This is a genomic window from Filobacillus milosensis, assembly GCF_004402015.1.
GTDB classification, from domain to species: Bacteria; Bacillota; Bacilli; order Bacillales; family Alkalibacillaceae; genus Filobacillus; species Filobacillus milosensis.
Map to the genome: position 1 here is coordinate 77,304 of NZ_SOPW01000008.1, position 16,966 is coordinate 94,269.

25 protein-coding genes are annotated in these 16,966 nt (G+C 33.8%); 3 read left to right on the forward strand and 22 right to left on the reverse strand.

The window, feature by feature from the left end; genetic code table 11:
• Window positions 1-181 precede the first annotated feature (181 nt).
• Window positions 182-766: a YdhK family protein gene (locus E3U55_RS08835; protein ID WP_228547519.1), complete on the forward strand. Its 585-nt coding sequence runs from the start codon at window positions 182-184 to the stop codon at window positions 764-766.
• A gap of 141 nt (window positions 767-907) precedes the next feature.
• Here E3U55_RS08835 and E3U55_RS08840 read toward each other — a convergent pair whose 3' ends face one another.
• Window positions 908-1,414 (reverse strand): TVP38/TMEM64 family protein, encoded by a 507-nt coding sequence (locus E3U55_RS08840; RefSeq protein ID WP_134340078.1) that lies wholly within the window; start codon window positions 1,412-1,414, stop codon window positions 908-910.
• Between the two features lie 233 nt (window positions 1,415-1,647).
• Here E3U55_RS08840 and E3U55_RS08845 point away from each other — a divergent pair, with 233 nt between their 5' ends.
• On the forward strand, window positions 1,648-1,917 hold the full coding sequence (locus tag E3U55_RS08845; protein ID WP_134340079.1) for a metal-sensing transcriptional repressor: 270 nt from the start codon (window positions 1,648-1,650) through the stop codon (window positions 1,915-1,917).
• An 11-nt stretch (window positions 1,918-1,928) separates the two neighbouring features.
• Window positions 1,929-3,284 carry an MATE family efflux transporter gene (locus E3U55_RS08850; RefSeq protein ID WP_134340080.1) on the forward strand — a complete coding sequence of 452 codons (1,356 nt, stop codon included), beginning with the start codon at window positions 1,929-1,931 and terminating at the stop codon, window positions 3,282-3,284.
• 234 nt (window positions 3,285-3,518) lie between these two features.
• On the opposite strand, the gene E3U55_RS08855 is transcribed toward E3U55_RS08850, so the two are convergent.
• The 21 genes from E3U55_RS08855 to E3U55_RS08955 all read right to left on the reverse strand — a co-directional run bounded on the left by E3U55_RS08855 (window position 3,519) and on the right by E3U55_RS08955 (window position 16,956).
• A complete protein-coding gene (locus E3U55_RS08855; protein WP_134340081.1) occupies window positions 3,519-3,923 on the reverse strand; it encodes a YidH family protein in 405 nt (134 codons plus the stop codon).
• Between the two features lie 4 nt (window positions 3,924-3,927).
• Window positions 3,928-4,734: a prolipoprotein diacylglyceryl transferase gene (lgt, locus tag E3U55_RS08860; protein WP_134340082.1), complete on the reverse strand. Its 807-nt coding sequence runs from the start codon at window positions 4,732-4,734 to the stop codon at window positions 3,928-3,930.
• A 165-nt stretch (window positions 4,735-4,899) separates the two neighbouring features.
• Window positions 4,900-6,300, reverse strand: coding sequence for a HAMP domain-containing sensor histidine kinase (locus E3U55_RS08865; protein ID WP_134340083.1), 1,401 nt, complete (start codon window positions 6,298-6,300; stop codon window positions 4,900-4,902).
• Window positions 6,297-6,971: a response regulator transcription factor gene (locus E3U55_RS08870; RefSeq protein WP_134340084.1), complete on the reverse strand. Its 675-nt coding sequence runs from the start codon at window positions 6,969-6,971 to the stop codon at window positions 6,297-6,299. Before E3U55_RS08870 ends, E3U55_RS08865 begins: the two co-directional genes overlap by 4 nt.
• Window positions 6,972-7,154: 183 nt before the next feature.
• Complete coding sequence (locus E3U55_RS08875) at window positions 7,155-7,829, reverse strand: PepSY domain-containing protein (protein ID WP_134340085.1); 675 nt, start codon at window positions 7,827-7,829, stop codon at window positions 7,155-7,157.
• 130 nt (window positions 7,830-7,959) lie between these two features.
• Window positions 7,960-8,142 carry an aspartyl-phosphate phosphatase Spo0E family protein gene (locus E3U55_RS08880; RefSeq protein ID WP_226793457.1) on the reverse strand — a complete coding sequence of 61 codons (183 nt, stop codon included), beginning with the start codon at window positions 8,140-8,142 and terminating at the stop codon, window positions 7,960-7,962.
• 10 nt (window positions 8,143-8,152) lie between these two features.
• Entirely contained in the window at window positions 8,153-8,692 is a 540-nt protein-coding gene (locus E3U55_RS08885; protein ID WP_134340086.1) for a hypothetical protein, read from the reverse strand.
• 1 nt (window position 8,693) lies between these two features.
• A complete protein-coding gene (locus tag E3U55_RS08890; RefSeq protein WP_134340087.1) occupies window positions 8,694-9,449 on the reverse strand; it encodes an ABC transporter permease in 756 nt (251 codons plus the stop codon).
• Window positions 9,449-10,207 carry an ABC transporter ATP-binding protein gene (locus E3U55_RS08895; RefSeq protein ID WP_134340088.1) on the reverse strand — a complete coding sequence of 253 codons (759 nt, stop codon included), beginning with the start codon at window positions 10,205-10,207 and terminating at the stop codon, window positions 9,449-9,451. Before E3U55_RS08895 ends, E3U55_RS08890 begins: the two co-directional genes overlap by 1 nt.
• A 173-nt stretch (window positions 10,208-10,380) precedes the next feature.
• Complete coding sequence (locus E3U55_RS08900; protein ID WP_134340154.1) at window positions 10,381-11,196, reverse strand: undecaprenyl-diphosphate phosphatase; 816 nt, start codon at window positions 11,194-11,196, stop codon at window positions 10,381-10,383.
• 21 nt (window positions 11,197-11,217) lie between these two features.
• Window positions 11,218-11,838 (reverse strand): DedA family protein, encoded by a 621-nt coding sequence (locus E3U55_RS08905; protein WP_134340089.1) that lies wholly within the window; start codon window positions 11,836-11,838, stop codon window positions 11,218-11,220.
• 227 nt (window positions 11,839-12,065) lie between these two features.
• Window positions 12,066-12,719, reverse strand: coding sequence for a phosphatase PAP2 family protein (locus E3U55_RS08910; protein ID WP_134340090.1), 654 nt, complete (start codon window positions 12,717-12,719; stop codon window positions 12,066-12,068).
• A 171-nt stretch (window positions 12,720-12,890) separates the two neighbouring features.
• Window positions 12,891-13,766 (reverse strand): GGDEF domain-containing protein, encoded by an 876-nt coding sequence (locus E3U55_RS08915; RefSeq protein WP_134340091.1) that lies wholly within the window; start codon window positions 13,764-13,766, stop codon window positions 12,891-12,893.
• A 262-nt stretch (window positions 13,767-14,028) separates the two neighbouring features.
• The gene (locus E3U55_RS08920) at window positions 14,029-14,523 is read right to left on the reverse strand and encodes a hypothetical protein (protein ID WP_134340092.1); all 495 of its coding nucleotides are present in this window, start codon (window positions 14,521-14,523) and stop codon (window positions 14,029-14,031) included.
• A gap of 1 nt (window position 14,524) precedes the next feature.
• Entirely contained in the window at window positions 14,525-14,770 is a 246-nt protein-coding gene (locus tag E3U55_RS08925; protein WP_134340093.1) for a hypothetical protein, read from the reverse strand.
• 40 nt (window positions 14,771-14,810) lie between these two features.
• The gene (locus E3U55_RS08930) at window positions 14,811-15,254 is read right to left on the reverse strand and encodes a hypothetical protein (protein WP_134340094.1); all 444 of its coding nucleotides are present in this window, start codon (window positions 15,252-15,254) and stop codon (window positions 14,811-14,813) included.
• Window positions 15,251-15,469 carry a hypothetical protein gene (locus E3U55_RS08935; protein WP_134340095.1) on the reverse strand — a complete coding sequence of 73 codons (219 nt, stop codon included), beginning with the start codon at window positions 15,467-15,469 and terminating at the stop codon, window positions 15,251-15,253. Before E3U55_RS08935 ends, E3U55_RS08930 begins: the two co-directional genes overlap by 4 nt.
• 215 nt (window positions 15,470-15,684) lie before the next feature.
• Window positions 15,685-15,948: a hypothetical protein gene (locus tag E3U55_RS08940; RefSeq protein WP_134340096.1), complete on the reverse strand. Its 264-nt coding sequence runs from the start codon at window positions 15,946-15,948 to the stop codon at window positions 15,685-15,687.
• A 45-nt stretch (window positions 15,949-15,993) separates the two neighbouring features.
• Window positions 15,994-16,191, reverse strand: coding sequence for a hypothetical protein (locus E3U55_RS08945; RefSeq protein ID WP_134340097.1), 198 nt, complete (start codon window positions 16,189-16,191; stop codon window positions 15,994-15,996).
• Window positions 16,192-16,238: 47 nt separating this feature from the next.
• Window positions 16,239-16,454, reverse strand: a complete 216-nt coding sequence (locus E3U55_RS08950) for a hypothetical protein (RefSeq protein ID WP_134340098.1) — start codon at window positions 16,452-16,454, stop codon at window positions 16,239-16,241.
• Between the two features lie 151 nt (window positions 16,455-16,605).
• Window positions 16,606-16,956 carry a hypothetical protein gene (locus E3U55_RS08955; protein ID WP_134340099.1) on the reverse strand — a complete coding sequence of 117 codons (351 nt, stop codon included), beginning with the start codon at window positions 16,954-16,956 and terminating at the stop codon, window positions 16,606-16,608.
• Window positions 16,957-16,966 lie beyond the last annotated feature (10 nt).

Genomic DNA, 16,966 nt, shown 5'->3' on the forward strand with positions numbered 1-16,966 from the left:
ATAAAATGCTTTTTCAAACTCTTTTTGAAATATTGTGAGTCATAACAACTATATAACTCCCTACGGCTGGAATTAGTAAAAAAAATCCCCTTTACCCTGTACTATGGTAAGCATCATAATGGAACCAGTTTTTGACATCCGTTGGTAAGTTCATTAAAATCTTTCTTTGAGGTGAGAAATAGTGAAAAGAAGAAAAATAATGTTTATTGTAGTTTCTTTGATTATTGTGTTTACGCTTTCTGCATGTGGTGGTAACACTGACAAGGAAAAGGCAAATGAAGGGACAACTTCAGATGAAAGTACTCAAATGGATCATGCAAATATGGATCACTCTAGTTCAGGTGAAGTTCCTAATGACCTAAAAACAGCAGAAAACCCAACATATAAGGTAGGAAGTAAAGTGATTATTAAAGAAGGGCATATGGAAGGCATGAAGGGTGCAGAGGCAACAGTTGTCGGTGCCTATGATACCGTTGCATATGCTGTTTCTTACAACCCAACTACTAGTGGAGAAAGAGTAACAAATCACAAATGGGTTATCCATGAAGAAATTCCAGAAGCAGGTGCAAAACCATTACAACCCGGCGCAGAGGTAACTTTAGAGGCTTCACATATGTCAGGAATGGATGGTGCAACTGCTGAAATTGATTCAGCCGAAAAGACAACTGTTTATATGATTGACTATACTCCAACAACTGGTGGAGAAAAGGTGACCAATCATAAATGGGTAACAGAAAGCGAACTAGCACCACTTGAAAACAAGTAATTCTAATAAAGAACAATAGAAAGAGCATATTTCGCAGATTGGAATTGCTCTTTTTCTGTGGTCACTTTAAACAATAGGCTTTTCTTTCCATTGAAGCCCACAAATAATGACTCGTACCCTTTAAGATACTTAATAGTTTTGTTATAAATTTCCCTTGATAATCTTCCTTAACAGGTACAAAAGGTATATGGAAATCCCAGTTAATATGATTTTCCCCTGCCATGTAAATTCAGTAATTTGCAAGACTGAGTATCCTTCAATAATTAATGCAGGTATTTTCCCAAGTGAACTGGCAAGTGAGAATAGTATTAAAGATACTTTTCCCATAGCCGAAAATAAATTAATTACCCCCGATGGGATAAACGGGAGCAACCTCAAGGAAAGAATAAGAAGAAAGGCTTTTTTTCCTTCTACCTGTAATAATCTTTTGACCTTTGGAATCGCTTCCATAGAAATTGTCTTCGGTAATTTCCTAAAACCCTGCCGATACGCATAAAAAGAAACAATTGCACCTAATGCCTCTCCCACAAATGAAATGACCAGACCATACCAAAAGCCGAAAAAAATAATATTTGCAGCGGTTAAAAACACACTTGGGATAACACCAGCAAGGCTAATAAAAATATTAATTAGTAAACTTATTAAAATTGCAAAACTAGAATACTTCTATAGGCGAATTTTAAGAACTTCACAAGTAATCATTCCACCGATGTTTCACAAAGTTTAATTTTTAGTATTACATGTATCGTTTATTGGTCTGACTCTTAGTTTATTTGCTATAGGATCTTTGAAAGTGAGGATTATTTAGTTGACCTTTTATATATAATCCCCTAAACTCCCCTTATAAAGCATCCCCCCTAGGGGGTTATAAGGAGGAAAAAATGTCTGGTCACCATAAACACAGAAAAAGCATTGTTAACCGTCTAGCAAGAATTGAAGGACATGTTCGTTCAGTTAAGGAAATGGCCAAAGAGGATCGTGACTGTAGCGATTTACTCATACAAATAGCGGCTATACGTTCGGCTTTGGATAATTGCGGAAAACTGATACTAAAAGACCATTTAGAAGGATGTGTCACCGAAGCAATAATGAAGGGGGATAAAGAAGTATTAAAGGATTTAAATGATGCCATAGACAAATTTATAAGATAGGGAGAAACCCGATGGTTGAGACTAAATACTCTCAAAAGGATATTTTTAAAATGATTATGATTCTCGCTATTCCTGCTATTGTTGAAAATTTCTTTCAAACTATATTAGGATTTGTTGATACATATTTTGTGTCCCAAATTGGGATTAATGAAGTTACTGCGGTAGGAGTGACAAATGCCATACTTGCAATTTATTTAGCAATATTTATGTCAGTTGGCGTGTCTACTAATGTTTATATTGCAAAATATATAGGTTCAAATCAAATTGAAAAAGCAGGAAAAGTGGCCAAACAATCAATTTTATTAAGTGTGATTATAGGACTATTATTCGGAATCATTACTTTTTTGTTTGCTGAACCACTCCTGAAACTTATGGGCATAGAAAAAACCGTATTGGACCAAGGTGTTATATATTTTAAAATCGTTGCGATACCCTCTGTACTAATTTCTTTAATGTTTGGTTTAAGTAGTATATTAAGAGGAACTAAAGATACCAAAACACCAATGAAAGTAACTATATTTATTAATATTATTAACATTATTTTGGACTACGTATTTATCTTTGGCTTTTGGCTTATTCCCTCCTTTGGTCTCGCTGGAGCAGCATGGGCGACAGTTATCGCTAGACTAGTAGGAGTAATCTTACTCATTTTCTATGTAAAAAAATCCAAAATCGGGAATGTTTTAAATTTAACAAAGTGGAGTTGGGATAAAGAGCAACAAAAGGAACTTATCAAACTTGGGACCCCAGCCATGGCAGAACGCTTAGCAATGAGAATTGGGCAGGTTATATACTTTGGGTTTATAGTTCAACTTGGGACTAATACTTTTGCGGCTCACCAAATTACAGGTAATATAGAGGTTTTTTCCTATATGATAGGTTATGGTTTTGCAACAGCGGCAACCACTTTAATTGGTGAAGTGTTAGGCTCTAGGCAATATGAATTAGCAAAAAAAATAGCCTATTATTCTACTTTTCTTGGTGTAGGCGTCATGTCAATTTTCGGATTGTTTTTATTTGTATTCGGTGAGTGGACTGCTTCATTTTTCACCAATGATATCTTTGTTATTCAACAAATTACTATCGCATTAAAGATTGACGCATTTATTCAACCAATTCTAGCCATTGTTCTTATCCTTACAGGGGCATTCCAAGGTGCGGAAAATTCTAAATATCCCTTCTATCTCACAACAATTGGCATCTGGCTTCTTCGGACAGTTGGTGTTTATGTATTAGGTATATGGCTTGGAATGGGTATCGCTGGAATATGGATTGCAATAGGTTTAGACAACCTATTCAGAGCGATTCTGCTTTTCCTTAAAATTCACAATAATAAATGGGTTAGATCTACAGAACTAACTGTTTAAATAAATAACCCTTGGAAGACAGGGAGACTTTTTGTTCATATCCTATATAGAACAAGATAAAGGAAGTAATTTTTATAGGTACAAACAAAAGATACAGGTACAGTTCCATTAATTTGAAACAAATAGGGCTTTCCCATAAGTCATTACAAATCACTTGTAGGGAAGCCCCCTCTTACCTTATTTCCCATACTTCACTATAGAAGATTAATAAAGATTATTAGACCCCTAAGCACTTTAAAACTTTATCAATAAGAAGTAGATTATAACCATGATTATTAAAATAATCATAAGAGTGGAGACCATCGTTATTTGGGTATTCGAGGGATTGAACCTTTCCTCGAAAATCTGGCGTTTCTTTTTAGTGTAATTTTTCGTTGCTAAAAGAATGACCGCAATTCCAAGAATACATGCAAATATCCCTAAAATTATACTGATCATATCTATAGTCGGATTCCTTCTAACACCAATCGTAAAATGCAAACTTGTTGTTAGAAACCCTACGCCAACAATTGAAACTACAGTTCTTATCCATGCCAAATATGTTCTTTCGTTCGCTAAATGCTGTTGAGCATACTTTAATTGATTACTATCTTTTATTAAGGACCTTTCTTCCTGCTTATCTTTTTGTTTCGTATTCATATCATTACCCTGAAGTATGTGTTCGTATCTTGAGTCTTCGATACACAAATATGATTATTCCGATTCCAATTAATACCAAAGAGACAACTTGGGCAATACGTAGTTGTGATGTCAGCATTAAACTATCGGTTCGTAAACCTTCAACGTAAAATCTTCCGATGGAATACCAAACAAGATAACTTAAGAATAATTCGCCATTCTTCAACTTTAACCTTCTAAGTACAAAGAACAAAATAACAAATCCTAATAGGTCCCATGAAGATTCATAAAGAAAGGTCGGTACATAATAAGTTCCATCAATAAACATTTGATTGATAATAAAATTGGGTAGATGGAGGCTTTCCAAAAATGCTCTTGTTGTTTCCCCACCGTGCGCCTCTTGGTTCATAAAATTTCCCCATCGACCAATTGCTTGTCCAAGAATCAAACTTGGCGCAACAATATCAGCAAGTTTCCAAAAAGAAATATTTTTCTTTCTTGTATAAATGATTGCGGTTAAAACGGCACCAATCAACGCACCGTGTATGGCAATTCCACCTTGCCATATGGCAATAATTTGAGACGGATATTGTGAATAATGCTCCCACTCAAATGCTACATAATAAATTCGTGCACAAATGATTGCAACTGGTGCGGCAATCATAATAAAATCAATTATAATCTCCTTATCCCATCCCAAACGATCAGCCTCTCGTGTCGCTATCCATAACCCCAGTATAATGCCACAGGCAATGATAATACCGTACCAATGAACGGATATTGGGCCGAGTTCAAGCGCAATTGGGTTTAACGGTTGTACATTATCAGTCATATTTACCTCCCCACAATTACTTTTTCTATCCTCTATAGTAACACAATAATTATCTAGAAGAATTTGAAATTTTCCGTTCCCCATTATATAAAATCCGTTCACGTTAAAATACAAAATTCCCATTTTCTTATATAGAATTGATATAACAAGGAGGATTACTTCTTATTAATCTAATGGAATAGTAATCTGAACCTTCGTCCATTTCCCATACACACTATCAATTTCTAAAGTTCCTTGATAAATATCTAGTATCCTTTTTGCGATCGATAGTCCTAGCCCATTCCCACCATGTTTCCTACTTCTTGCTTTATCCACACGATAAAAGCGATTGAGCACAAAAGGTAATTCTTCTTTCAGGATACCCATTCCATAATCTTTTACCTCAATTGTCAATTCCTTGTCTGTGTTTCTTACATTAATCTGTATGACCTTTTCATCTGTTGAATATTTTGTGGCATTGTCCAATAAAATGATCATGATTTGTTCAAGGTGGCTCTTCAGTATTTTTATAGTAAAATCCGTGTCAACATCTATAGTGGAGGATATTTTAAAATCATTATTTATTGTTTGAAAGTTTTCAACAATATCTTCCATAATCTCCTTCATTTTGACTTCTTCCAATGAGTTCATATTTGTAGTGGATTCTTCTGCTCTTGAGAGAGTCAATAATTCCGAAACTAGGTGAATAAGTCTGTTGGTTTCATTTAAACTTAAATCAATTGAGCGCTCCAAAACTTTTGGATTGTCCTTCCCCCAACGATTGATAAGCGATAGATGTCCATGTATGATGGACAACGGTGTTTTTAATTCATGAGAGGCATCTTCTACAAATTGTTGTTGCTGCTGAAATGACTTCTCTAAGTTATCCATTAATTCATTAAACATAATTCCTAACTCTGTCATTTCATCTCGTTGCTTGTTAATTAGAACCCTTTCTTTTAGCCCATTCTCTTTTATTCTTTTCATTGTTCTTATCATTGAATTAATTGGCTTTAGTAGTTGAAAGGAAATAAGTCTGCCGCCGATTAAACTAAGGAGAATAGCAACCAGTCCTGCGACGATAACCAACATAAATATTTGATTAATCAAACTATCAAAGTTTTCTAAGTTGCGAACTATTTCTACTGTTCCTTTAAAACCATTTACTTCGATTGGCTTCCTAAATATCAACAAACGATCTCCTTTTGGAGAAAATTCCACCAGTTCCTCTTTTTTTACATTTTTCGGAGATACCCAACCTTGTGGTACCTCGTCTGATATCGTAAATAGCGGAGAATTGTTTTCCTTCACAATCCTTATCAGTTGATATTTTTCATTCAGAACGTCTAAATAGTGTTCACTTCCCGAAACATTCCCCTTAAAATTTGAATCTTGAATGTACGCGGTTACTTCTTCCATCTTTTTTTGAATGGTTTGTTTTTCTTGATTAACTACCCAGTTCTGAATGACAAAATACTGCAAAATATTATAAGAAAAAAATAAAAATAGCATTAAAAGGGCAGCCCATAAAGTTAATTTCCATTTAATATTGATGCTTTTTGGAATGAACTCTTTTACGTTTCTCATTCTCTCATCACGTACCCCATCCCTCTCATCGTTTGAATATAACTTTCCTTATCTACAGAATCTAATTTATTTCTAAGATGTCTTACATAAACATCAACGACATTTGTTTCAATTTCCGCATCATAACCCCAAATATTTTCTAGGAGAACCTCCCTTGTTAAGACACGATTAATATTTTTCATAAACATAAACAATAAGTCATATTCCTTTTTCGTTAATTCTATCAATTGTTCGCCTTTTTTTAATAACCTTGATTCAATATTTAATTCTAAATCTTTGAATGACAAAAGTAGGGAAGGCAAATCATTACGTTTTTCTTCTCTTCTCATAATGACTCTAATTCTCGCTAGTAATTCTTCAATCGCAAATGGTTTCGGGATATAATCATCAGCGCCACTATCCAGCCCTAATACCCGGTCCATTACGCTATCTCTTGCCGTTATCATAATAATCGGAACGTCCTTTACTGCCTTTAATCTTCGGCAAACCTCGATTCCGTTTAACTTTGGCAGCATTAAATCTAAAAGGATCACATCCCAATTTCTTTCTAATGCAAGTTCAAGCCCCTCTCTCCCGTCAAAAGCAGCCGTTACATTGTATCCTTCATGCGTTAACTCAAGGACTATAAATTCCGATAATGCTTCTTCATCTTCAATCACTAAAATATCCAATTCATGACCTCCAAATGTTACTTTATCTATTTTGCATTACTTTCAAAATTTGATTAAAATGACACTATTATCTTAAACCAAAAAGTAAAGTTATGATACAAAATGCATTAATTGAAGTGGCTCATATATAATGAATAAGCCCTACTTGCACAAGCAAGTAGGACCATATTTGAATTTACTAAATTATTCTTGTTCACTGTCACTTTCGGAATCATTTTCATCATCCACATCAACCTTTAAGACCTTACCTGTTTTGGCATCTACTTTTACATCATGTTTTTTTCCTTGGTCGTCTGTTATTTCAATACCATAAACAACTGTTCCGTCTTCATCTTCAAGTTCAGTATCCGTTACTTGGCCTTTTACTTCTTTTAGTGCAATAGTTGTACTTTCTTCAGCCGTAATTTTTGCTTCTTTTTCTAATAGTTGTTGCTCTTGTTGATCGGAAACTTCACCATCTTTATCTTCTTTTTCTTCCTTCTCTCCTTTTTCGTTTTCTTCTTCATCATCAGCCTCCACTTTTAGAACCTTACCTGTTTTGGCATCAACTTTTACATCCTGTTTCTTTCCTTGTTCATCAGTAACTTCTACACCATAAACAACTGTTCCATCTTCATCTTCAAGTTCAGTGTCCACTGCTTTTCCTGCAACCTCTTTTAGTGCGGCTGAAATGGCTTCATCCTTAGTGATGGTTGCTTCTTTCTCCAATTGCTGCTGCTCCTGTTCATCTGTTACCTCTACTTTACTATTACTAGTGTCTGCACTTGCTGCAAATACTGAGGTATTTAGAGCAGTCCCTGCTATTCCTCCTCCAATAATTGCTGCTGCCAATGCTGGTACTATAAACTTTTTCTTCATTTGTCTTCCTCCTCATATTGTTAAACTGTGGTACATCCTTATCTTAAGCCCCTACCATGAAGTAAGTCTGAATTTAATTTAAAATTTAATTAACCTTTACGTGAAAAAATTTTCATTTTCTTATAGGTTATTATGTGAGTGCCTTTTCCTTCATTACTTGATTGATCATTATGTCCAATTCTTGACTTATATACAGGGCCTCTTTACTTCTTAATCCATATTTCAACACTACATTATTTAACTCTTGTTGCTTTTCTGCCAACATTTTTTCAATATCCTGTTTCAGTAAAATTAAGTCTTTTCCCGGAGCCATATATTATTCCTTAAGCAACTCTCTTTCTTCTATTTTTTGTAAAATTCAATCCCACAAAAACTAAAACAATAAGTGGGGTTCCCATTGAAACAACTTGTATAATCGTCGGATTAATCTTTGTATTACCCATAATATCGATGGGAATTCCATTACTTGAATAGATATCTAAACTATGAGTACTAGCGGCCGTTACATAAAGATAATAATTGCTGGTATACACAAAACGAATGGGAAGGGAGATTTCCTTTGTTTCACCCGGTTTTAATTCTTTAACTTGTTCCGGTTTATCTGCACTATAGTCTTCCAGATTAACCGTCCATTTTTTTCCCATATCAGCCATTGTAATATAGACGACTAGATCTTTTATAGATTGGTTGGTATGGTTCGTTATTTGTGCTTTAACTGTTGTCTCTTTCCCCGGATAATCTTTAACCTGAGTAGGAGAAATTACTTTAACCTCAACATTAGGTTGTTCCATAGCAAATGCATTTTGCCCAGTAACTACAAATCCTAAAAGTATCGCCAGAACGATTCCTGCCTTTTTTAACAAATTACTCCCCTCCTAAAAAGTCCATTTTTTTACTTGCATAGAATAAGCAAATGATGGATATAGCCAAGAAACATAGCACAGGTAAACTATCCATAAAGATAAAGAAAAAACCTAATCTATTTACTAGCCAATCCTTTAAAGTCAGCATACTAGCAGAAACTGGACTCAATAAATCAACTAAATGTGCAAATCCTGACTTTTTCATCGTTGTTGACAGAAACATTGGTATGGCTGTCACCAAAAACAAGACAATCGACAAAAGGGTTGCATTTTTACTTGACGATATCCATGTAGAAAATGCTAATGACAGCAATGAAAAACTAATAACTAGCGGTAACCCGATTAGATATAAATAGGATAAAATCGTAAGCAACATATTCGTTCCATATGTCAAAGCATAGAAATAAGGGATAGATATAACCGAAATAATCAACCAAAAAACCAAAATTCCCACTACTTTAGAAAGGATTATTTTCACCTTTGATAAGGGTGTTAATAAAAGACTTTCTAAAGTTCCTTGCTCCCTTTCACCAGAAACCATTGTTGATCCTAATATGATAGATACTAAAATGCTGATACCAATTAACGCTTTCATAAAAGTCATGTTTACTTCGACTTGAGCAAGTAAACTTAGTTCCTTCACCGATATGAAACTATAGGTCAAACCACTGAATAGAATGGAAATGGCAAAGAAGATCCAAACGCCTTTTCGGGAAAAGACATGTTCCCTTATTTCCTTTTTTATTAAACTGGACATTAGATGCTCCCCCCAACTTCATCAGTTGTTAAACTAAAGAATATATCCTCTAATGTAGGATTCTCATTCCTTAAGACTAAACGATAGCCTTTTATTAATTCGTCTAAATACCCTTCTTCAAGCAGTTTACCTTGTTTGACAATGGCTACACGATTACAAATTTCTGAGATTTCTTTTAATAAATGTGAAGTGATAAATACAGTAACATTCTGTTCTTGATTTAATCTTGTAATAATCGACTGTATATCTTTTTGCCCTTGTGGGTCCAAACCTAATGTAGGCTCATCAAGAAATATAATAGAGGGCTCATGCACAATAGTTTTCGCAATACCAATCCTTTGCCTCATCCCTCGTGAATATTGTCCGATTAGAATATCTGCTTTCCCGGCCATCCCTACCCATTCAAGAACCTCTTCAACCCGCGACTTGATCCTTTTCTTATCAACGCCATAAAGTTCAGCAAATAATTTTAAATATTCTCTTCCAGTCATCCAATTATAGTAACCATGAGATTCTGGCAATACCCCAATTAATTTGCTTACTAATGCATTTTCACTTTTTACCTCTTTTTCTTCAATGGTTACTGACCCATCACTCGGTTCTATTAACCCATTTAACATTCGGATGGTAGTCGTTTTCCCTGCACCATTTGGTCCTAAAAATCCGTATATGTCACCTTTATTCACTTGAAGATTTAAAGAATCAACAGCCACAAAACCATTGTCATATTGTTTTGTTAAGTTTGTTGCCTTAATCATTTCAAACCCTCCTTAATACCCACTTTTTAAGTACAGTTTTAATATAAAGAATGACTATGAATCTCTCCCGAAGATTAAAAAAATACAAATTAAAATTTTAATGAAAATTTTTTCATAATTGACCATATAAAAAAACTCCACCATTTAGGCGGAGTAGAAATATAAGAATTTATTTATCCTAAAATAATGACTGCAATTCCAACGACAAAACAATAGATTGAAAAGTAACCGAGTTTTCCCTTTTGCATAATATTAATGAACCACTTTAATGAAAAATAGGAAGCAACTAAAGAGGCAATAAATGCTAGTGTATAGGGAAGAAAGAGTTCTCCCATTCTTGGATCATGAATTAATTCGGAAAGCGACAATATCATCCCACCTACACTAACAGGTATATAGAGAAAAAAGGAAAACTTAAGTGCTGTCTCACGTTTAGTACCTAGGGCCATAGAAGATACAATGGTTGCACCTGAACGACTGATACCCGGTATTAACGCCACAGCCTGAGATAACCCTATTATAATAGAATCCTTGAGAGTTAGTTCGCCATCACCTTTACTACCCTTAAGATTTCGTATTAACCAGAGTGCAATACCCGTTATTATTAAAGTGAAGCCAATAACCCTTACTCCTTTAAATATGGCTGCTATTTGGTCCTGAAATAGGACTCCAATAATTCCTGCAGGTATGGTACCAATAATCAGATAAAGAACAAAATAAAAGTCTTTTTTCATACTTTCAGTTTTATCCGAAACGACTAAATAGGATACACTATTCTTTGTTAATTGAATCAAATCAGAGCGATAAATAAACAAAACGGCAAGTAATGAGGCAAAATTGACCAACACCTCAAAACTTAATCCAGAAATTTGTAAGCCGAAAAAATGTTCGAATAAAATTAAATGTCCACTCGACGATACAGGAATTGGCTCCGTTATCCCCTGAATGAATCCCAAAAATAAATACTTTAATAGTTCAATCATATTCATTGAATCCACGTACAAGCACTCCTATCCGTTGCTGTTCCTTTTTGTTTTCTTTTTAACATAAATAGCCAATAAAATAATGAACAGCACAGCCAAAATTGCATAGGCGATGTTCGAATATATGTTCATATAATTAACAATATCATGCCATGATGAACCAACTGTAGCACCCACTTTAATCAAGACAATATTCCAAATCATTGTTCCCACTGTAGTAAGAAGGAAAAACAACCAAAAATGCATACGCGCCATACCTGCTGGGATGGATATTAAACTTCTAATTAGAGGGATAAATCTACAAAAGAAAACAGTCCACACTCCATACCTATCAAACCATGACTGTGCCTTATAGATATCTTTTCTGGTAAGGCGTAAAAAGTGCCCCCATTTGTCTACAATTTTTTCAAGCCGATTTACATTAATCAGCATTCCAATAGCATATAGAACAACAGCACCTGCCACTGAACCTGCAGTCGAGGCAACAACTACCCCTAGAACACTCATATTTGTGGTTGTGGTCATAAAACCGCCAAAAGTTAGGATGACCTCTGATGGGATGGGAGGAAATATATTTTCCAACATAATTAAGAGAAATATCCCCATGTACCCATAACTATTCATTATTTCAGTAATCCAATTTTCCATAAAAACCTCTCCTTTACTAATGGGAAGACCTTCTAAGTTGTTATATTACCTATCTTTATTACCAATAAATCAAAAGTCACTATTAAAATACCAAATATGGATGAAAACTTTACGTTACAATGATTAAAAATTTTTTATAAAAAGTTCTTCTTTTGCCCACAATTAGAGAAAATGCACTTAAATCTCCTTTGCTGTCCTCTCATAAATAACCAACAAAACGTTTGTTCCTATAAGAAACTTTTTTCAAATTGTTTCTCTTTATACCTTTGGAAGAACCAAATGGCAACAGTTAGCCATATCGCACTAGCAAAGTATCCACCTATAATATCGCTCGGATAGTGTACCCCCAGATAAATGCGGCTAGTACCAATTATGAGGATAAATATACTGCTTAATAAAACAATTGTAGTTCGCCAGTAGCGATTAGGAATATGCCGCCAAAAAACAAATGTCAAAATACCATAAACGGAAAAGGCACTCATTGCATGCCCACTCGGAAAACTATACCCACTAACATCAATTAACAAATGGAAGTCTGGTCGAGCCCGATGAAAAAACATTTTTAAAACCTGATTTATCACTTGTGTTCCTATAATAACCGTTCCTAACAAAAGAACTTCGGCCCGGGATTGCAATACACTATATAAAATAAAGGACACTATAAGAAATAAAACTAACACCAAAGGAAACGAACCGATAAATGTAAAAAACTTCATGATTGAAGTCAGTGTTTGTGATTCAAAACCTTGAATAAAGGAAATCAATGCTTGATCAAATCGAACTATTTTCTGAGCGCTAATTAGAATCGCTATAAAACTAAAACCAATTAATGAAACAAGTCCGATGAGAAAAGCACTTAATAAATGCCCTTTTAATTTCATTTAGTTAACTCCTTTATTTATCAATAAACAGGTATTCTGAACATATAAAAGAGAATAACAATAAAGAATGAAAATTTAAGGATTGAACGATTAAAAAAATTTAATGTTATATTTTTTATTAACTCAAAATAAAAAAAGGAGTTTTATCTCCTTTAATAAATACATATAAAGTTAAGCAAATTGGAAATTATTTTTACCTTTCAGTTTAGCGAGATACATGGCTTTATCAGCACTTTTTATTATCTCCTGATAAATCACACCATTTTCAGGGTAAAAACTAATGCCAATACTAGGGGAAACACTAGATTCCATTCCTTCCAATGTGAATGAATCAGACATTTCGTTAATTATTCTTTCCGCCACATTTCTACATTCCTCTTTATCTATATCCTTCAAAACAATAATAAATTCATCTCCTGCTAATCGAAAAACGACATCATTTTTTCGCACACTTCTTTGCAGTCTCTCAGCAACTTGTATTAATAGAGAATCGCCATTAGCGTGTCCCAAAGTGTCATTGACTTCTTTAAATCGATCTAAGTCTAAAAACATAATAGAAAACCTTTCGTTGTATTTCTCACTATGCTTTATTACCTGATTAATGTAGTCCTCCAACATTAATCGATTAGGTAAGCCTGTAAGGTGATCCCTATACGTCAGTTTTCCCAACTTTTCATTTAATTTTTGTAGTTCTTTCCTATGTTGATTTATCTTTACCAAATAGACAGTGGTAAGTATAGTTACGGAAACTTTTACAAAATTCACGATAACAATCATTTCCAATTCTTCTTTTGATATTAACTCACCCATTCTAATAAACTCATATGCTTCCCAAATAATATGGATAAGTGAAGATATACCAAGTATTGTAATACCAAATATAGGACCAAACCTAAATAAGACAATGAGAATTGAAGGGAAACTTAAGAACCAATAACTGCTATAGAAATGTATCGGTGCGAACTTTTCCAAAATAATGGGTAAAAATAAAAAGAATACAACAAGAATCCAGAACATCGAATTTTTATTGTTTTGAGTAACCATCATTCCTTCACCATCAAGAATATTAAACACCACCAAAACTATAAATCATTTTATAAATAATATTCCACGATTATAAAAATTTATAAAAGCGTTATTATTCTGACATTTGCTTCACTTACAGGCACTACAATTTCACATAAAAAAGTACTGTGAATATCCCCCCACTCTGGGTGCAAACCACCGGACCCTGTATGTACATACTTTATTTTGTTTCGACATGTTTTTTTCTATCGTTTCCATTAGTGGCTGATATTTTATACATAAACTAAACGTTAGAAGTACTACTAACTTGAGGCTCAAAGTACTTTAGAAGTTTCATTATATTCCTCTGAAGACCCTTATCAACTTTCCCCTCCTTTATCGCTTGTTTGTACGCTTTAATTTTTTCAATATCATTAAAGCAATCTTTGTTTAAATCATAAAAGTCAGTAGGAATTCTTTCTGTTATTGTACAATATCCTTTATTTAAATAAAGATTTACAACCACTATATTGAATTTTCTTTCAATAAAATACCTCATAATTTCTTCATCCAAAAGTGTTAATATGTCATGAATGATTACACTTTTAATACCTTGCGACTCCAATTCGTTTAAATACTTTCGTAAAGTATGTTTGTGATTACTATACTCAAACTTACTTTTGACAAAAATCCCTTTCATCAACGCAGCATTACACTTTATCGCATATTCGTAATCCAACATTTCCTTGTTATCGTTAGGTTGAATATGCATAAAATATCCAGCATTCTTAAATTCCATATTACCGACCTCCTTCGGAAAAGACTACATATTTCTTCAACACTTCAATTCCTCGTTCAAAATCCTCATCTGTTCTAAGGGTAGATGGTAATTCTCTGATTATTTTTTGTGCTATTCTCTGAAACTGAAATTCTACACATAAATTCATAACCCGTTCATTATTTACAATAAATTCAACCATTTTATTTTCATTCGGGATATAATTCAAATAGATTTTACCGTCGTAATTAGTATTAAATTTTTCCATTAAGAGATCGCCTCCTTTAAGTATGTTAATGCTCGTTTTCTTAAATTCTAAAACGTTTATATCCTTCATTATCTGAATCTGCATTATCATAATAGTTCTTTATTTCATTTTCTAAATCACTAAAATGATACTTCAGGCTCACATAGGTCGGAATTCCAACAAGTAGACCTAATATGGTTATCAATGCTTTTTCTTCAATATTCATTAGAGTGTTAACTACAAGCATGATGGATAAACATGATAAAAACACAAACCACCTTGTCATTTTTTTGTTTACTTCCCCATGTAGTTTCATTTTTCCAGATAAAACCCCTGCAGCCATTCCTCCAACGTATAAGAGCCATGTTTCCTGTGTCATATCAATTTCACTGACAAACAGTATAAATGGGTATGTTATCGTTGTTAAAATCATCATTGTAACGCTCTTTCCAATTAATAAGACAAACTTAGTGGTCTTTTCATTTTTGAAACGTGGAGTTTTCAATCTTTTACCTCCCGTTTTTCATTTGCTCTTGTCCAGCGATCTACACTACCGGATAATGACGATACGATTAACAGAATGAGAAACGTTGTAACAAGGTTGGGTTTGCTATCTACTATGTAGACTGATGCTAATCCTAATATTGGACCCATAATGATTGAGGATAATGTCATTCCTTTATAGTTCATTTCGGTTATTGTTTTTCTAAGCCAATTCATTTTGTTCCCCCTTCTCTTGTCCATTCATTTAGTAAAAACAACTATATTGTTATTTAGGGAAAGTATAGCGTGAATTTATTCACCTTCAAGGATTTATTGAAACGGGGACTAATAGAAGCCACTCCATTATCACTAATTTTCCCAATATTCTTCTATTGGGCGTATCGACTAATCATAAAAATTCTATCTTAAGGCTACCCCAACTTTACCCATAATTAACTCTCCTCCCCATCAAGTTCGGCTCTAAGAGAATAATAGTCATCTATATTCTCAATTGTTACATACGCATTAATTAAAGTAAGAACTTCCTCATAACTATTCAAGTTATCATGTTTTAATCGATACTTTAGTTCCTCTAACTTATTAAATTCCTCAATATGTTCAAGAACTGCTTCAGCCTTCCACATAATGTGATACACATTTCCCTCTGGACCAGACCAATCAATTTTCATTATTGCTTTACTGTATTTAGTTCTCATAATGTCATCCCCTTCTTATAAATAGGCAAATAAGTTTTTTTAATTTTAAAAATTAGACTTAGGAGTGTAACCTGCTAACTGATACTCAAGTAAACGTATTACTTTAACAATTTGGTGCTCATTATTTGCTAGATAATCTTGCTGTTGTTCAGACATTTCAGGCCAAAATCTATCATATAAGGAGCGAATGATACGCAACTCCTCTTCTAAGTCTTGTAATCTCTTATACCTTGTATTAATCATCCCTTCCACCCCCTCTAAATTTTACTAAGGTTCTTCTGGAACCTTCGTTATAACTTATCACTAGTAAGGAAATCAAATAGATCTTTAATTTCATCTTTGTTTGACTTTTGAAGACTAATCCTTTGAATAGGAATTCTACAATCCTTTTCACTTATAACTTCGATATCTTCTTTACGATAGATTCTTTCTTCTTTTATCTCACCGTTAAAAACTCTAGTTACTCTTACGTTACCTTGTTCATCATAATCAATTACCTTTACCATTTTATCTCCTCCTTAATTTTGCTCTTTCTGCTTATCAGTACGAAATACTTAAGCAGTATTTATCTTTAAGATTTAGAATTGGGGCATGATAGTCATACTTAATATCAATTTGGAAAATGCATGGATCTATCCGCCCCTACGGACTATAACCTTATATGATACTTTGTCGGTATTTTCTACTTGTTGGCTTCCAACTTACCCTTCTTGCCCATCCATTTTCATACGCTAAATCTAACCTATCTTCAATTGTTTCTATTACGTTATTCCAAGTTTCATCATCAATCTCACTATAATCCCATTGCCATGCTCCAAAAACCTTAAATAATGGCTCTTTTTCACTAGTAATACCTGTTCCTTTTAAGACCTCTTCAAGAACCAGATTTGGTCTTGGAGCCAGTGGATCGCAGTCAATTAGAATAAATTTGTTCGGTTCTTTTATTGCTTCTAACTCCGTCACAATTTGAGCATTTCCTTCTGATATCAATTTTTCAAGTGGATTCATTTTTTACTCT

Excerpts from the sequence above, each read along its gene's own strand:
- E3U55_RS08910 (WP_134340090.1), bottom strand. The coding sequence starts at position 12,719 with ATGAAATTAAAAGGGCATTTATTAAGTGCTTTTCTCATCGGACTTGTT.
- E3U55_RS08845 (WP_134340079.1), top strand. The coding sequence starts at position 1,648 with ATGTCTGGTCACCATAAACACAGAAAAAGCATTGTTAACCGTCTAGCA.
- E3U55_RS08880 (WP_226793457.1), bottom strand. The coding sequence starts at position 8,142 with ATGGCTCCGGGAAAAGACTTAATTTTACTGAAACAGGATATTGAAAAA.
- E3U55_RS08895 (WP_134340088.1), bottom strand. The coding sequence starts at position 10,207 with ATGATTAAGGCAACAAACTTAACAAAACAATATGACAATGGTTTTGTG.
- lgt (WP_134340082.1), bottom strand. The coding sequence starts at position 4,734 with ATGACTGATAATGTACAACCGTTAAACCCAATTGCGCTTGAACTCGGC.
- E3U55_RS08850 (WP_134340080.1), top strand. The coding sequence starts at position 1,929 with ATGGTTGAGACTAAATACTCTCAAAAGGATATTTTTAAAATGATTATG.
- E3U55_RS08955 (WP_134340099.1), bottom strand. The coding sequence starts at position 16,956 with ATGAATCCACTTGAAAAATTGATATCAGAAGGAAATGCTCAAATTGTG.
- E3U55_RS08935 (WP_134340095.1), bottom strand. The coding sequence starts at position 15,469 with ATGAATTGGCTTAGAAAAACAATAACCGAAATGAACTATAAAGGAATG.
- E3U55_RS08950 (WP_134340098.1), bottom strand. The coding sequence starts at position 16,454 with ATGGTAAAGGTAATTGATTATGATGAACAAGGTAACGTAAGAGTAACT.
- E3U55_RS08855 (WP_134340081.1), bottom strand. The coding sequence starts at position 3,923 with ATGAATACGAAACAAAAAGATAAGCAGGAAGAAAGGTCCTTAATAAAA.
- E3U55_RS08940 (WP_134340096.1), bottom strand. The coding sequence starts at position 15,948 with ATGAGAACTAAATACAGTAAAGCAATAATGAAAATTGATTGGTCTGGT.
- E3U55_RS08945 (WP_134340097.1), bottom strand. The coding sequence starts at position 16,191 with ATGATTAATACAAGGTATAAGAGATTACAAGACTTAGAAGAGGAGTTG.
- E3U55_RS08875 (WP_134340085.1), bottom strand. The coding sequence starts at position 7,829 with ATGAAGAAAAAGTTTATAGTACCAGCATTGGCAGCAGCAATTATTGGA.
- E3U55_RS08920 (WP_134340092.1), bottom strand. The coding sequence starts at position 14,523 with ATGGAATTTAAGAATGCTGGATATTTTATGCATATTCAACCTAACGAT.
- E3U55_RS08925 (WP_134340093.1), bottom strand. The coding sequence starts at position 14,770 with ATGGAAAAATTTAATACTAATTACGACGGTAAAATCTATTTGAATTAT.
- E3U55_RS08865 (WP_134340083.1), bottom strand. The coding sequence starts at position 6,300 with ATGAGAAACGTAAAAGAGTTCATTCCAAAAAGCATCAATATTAAATGG.
- E3U55_RS08915 (WP_134340091.1), bottom strand. The coding sequence starts at position 13,766 with ATGATGGTTACTCAAAACAATAAAAATTCGATGTTCTGGATTCTTGTT.
- E3U55_RS08890 (WP_134340087.1), bottom strand. The coding sequence starts at position 9,449 with ATGTCCAGTTTAATAAAAAAGGAAATAAGGGAACATGTCTTTTCCCGA.
- E3U55_RS08905 (WP_134340089.1), bottom strand. The coding sequence starts at position 11,838 with ATGGAAAATTGGATTACTGAAATAATGAATAGTTATGGGTACATGGGG.
- E3U55_RS08900 (WP_134340154.1), bottom strand. The coding sequence starts at position 11,196 with ATGAATATGATTGAACTATTAAAGTATTTATTTTTGGGATTCATTCAG.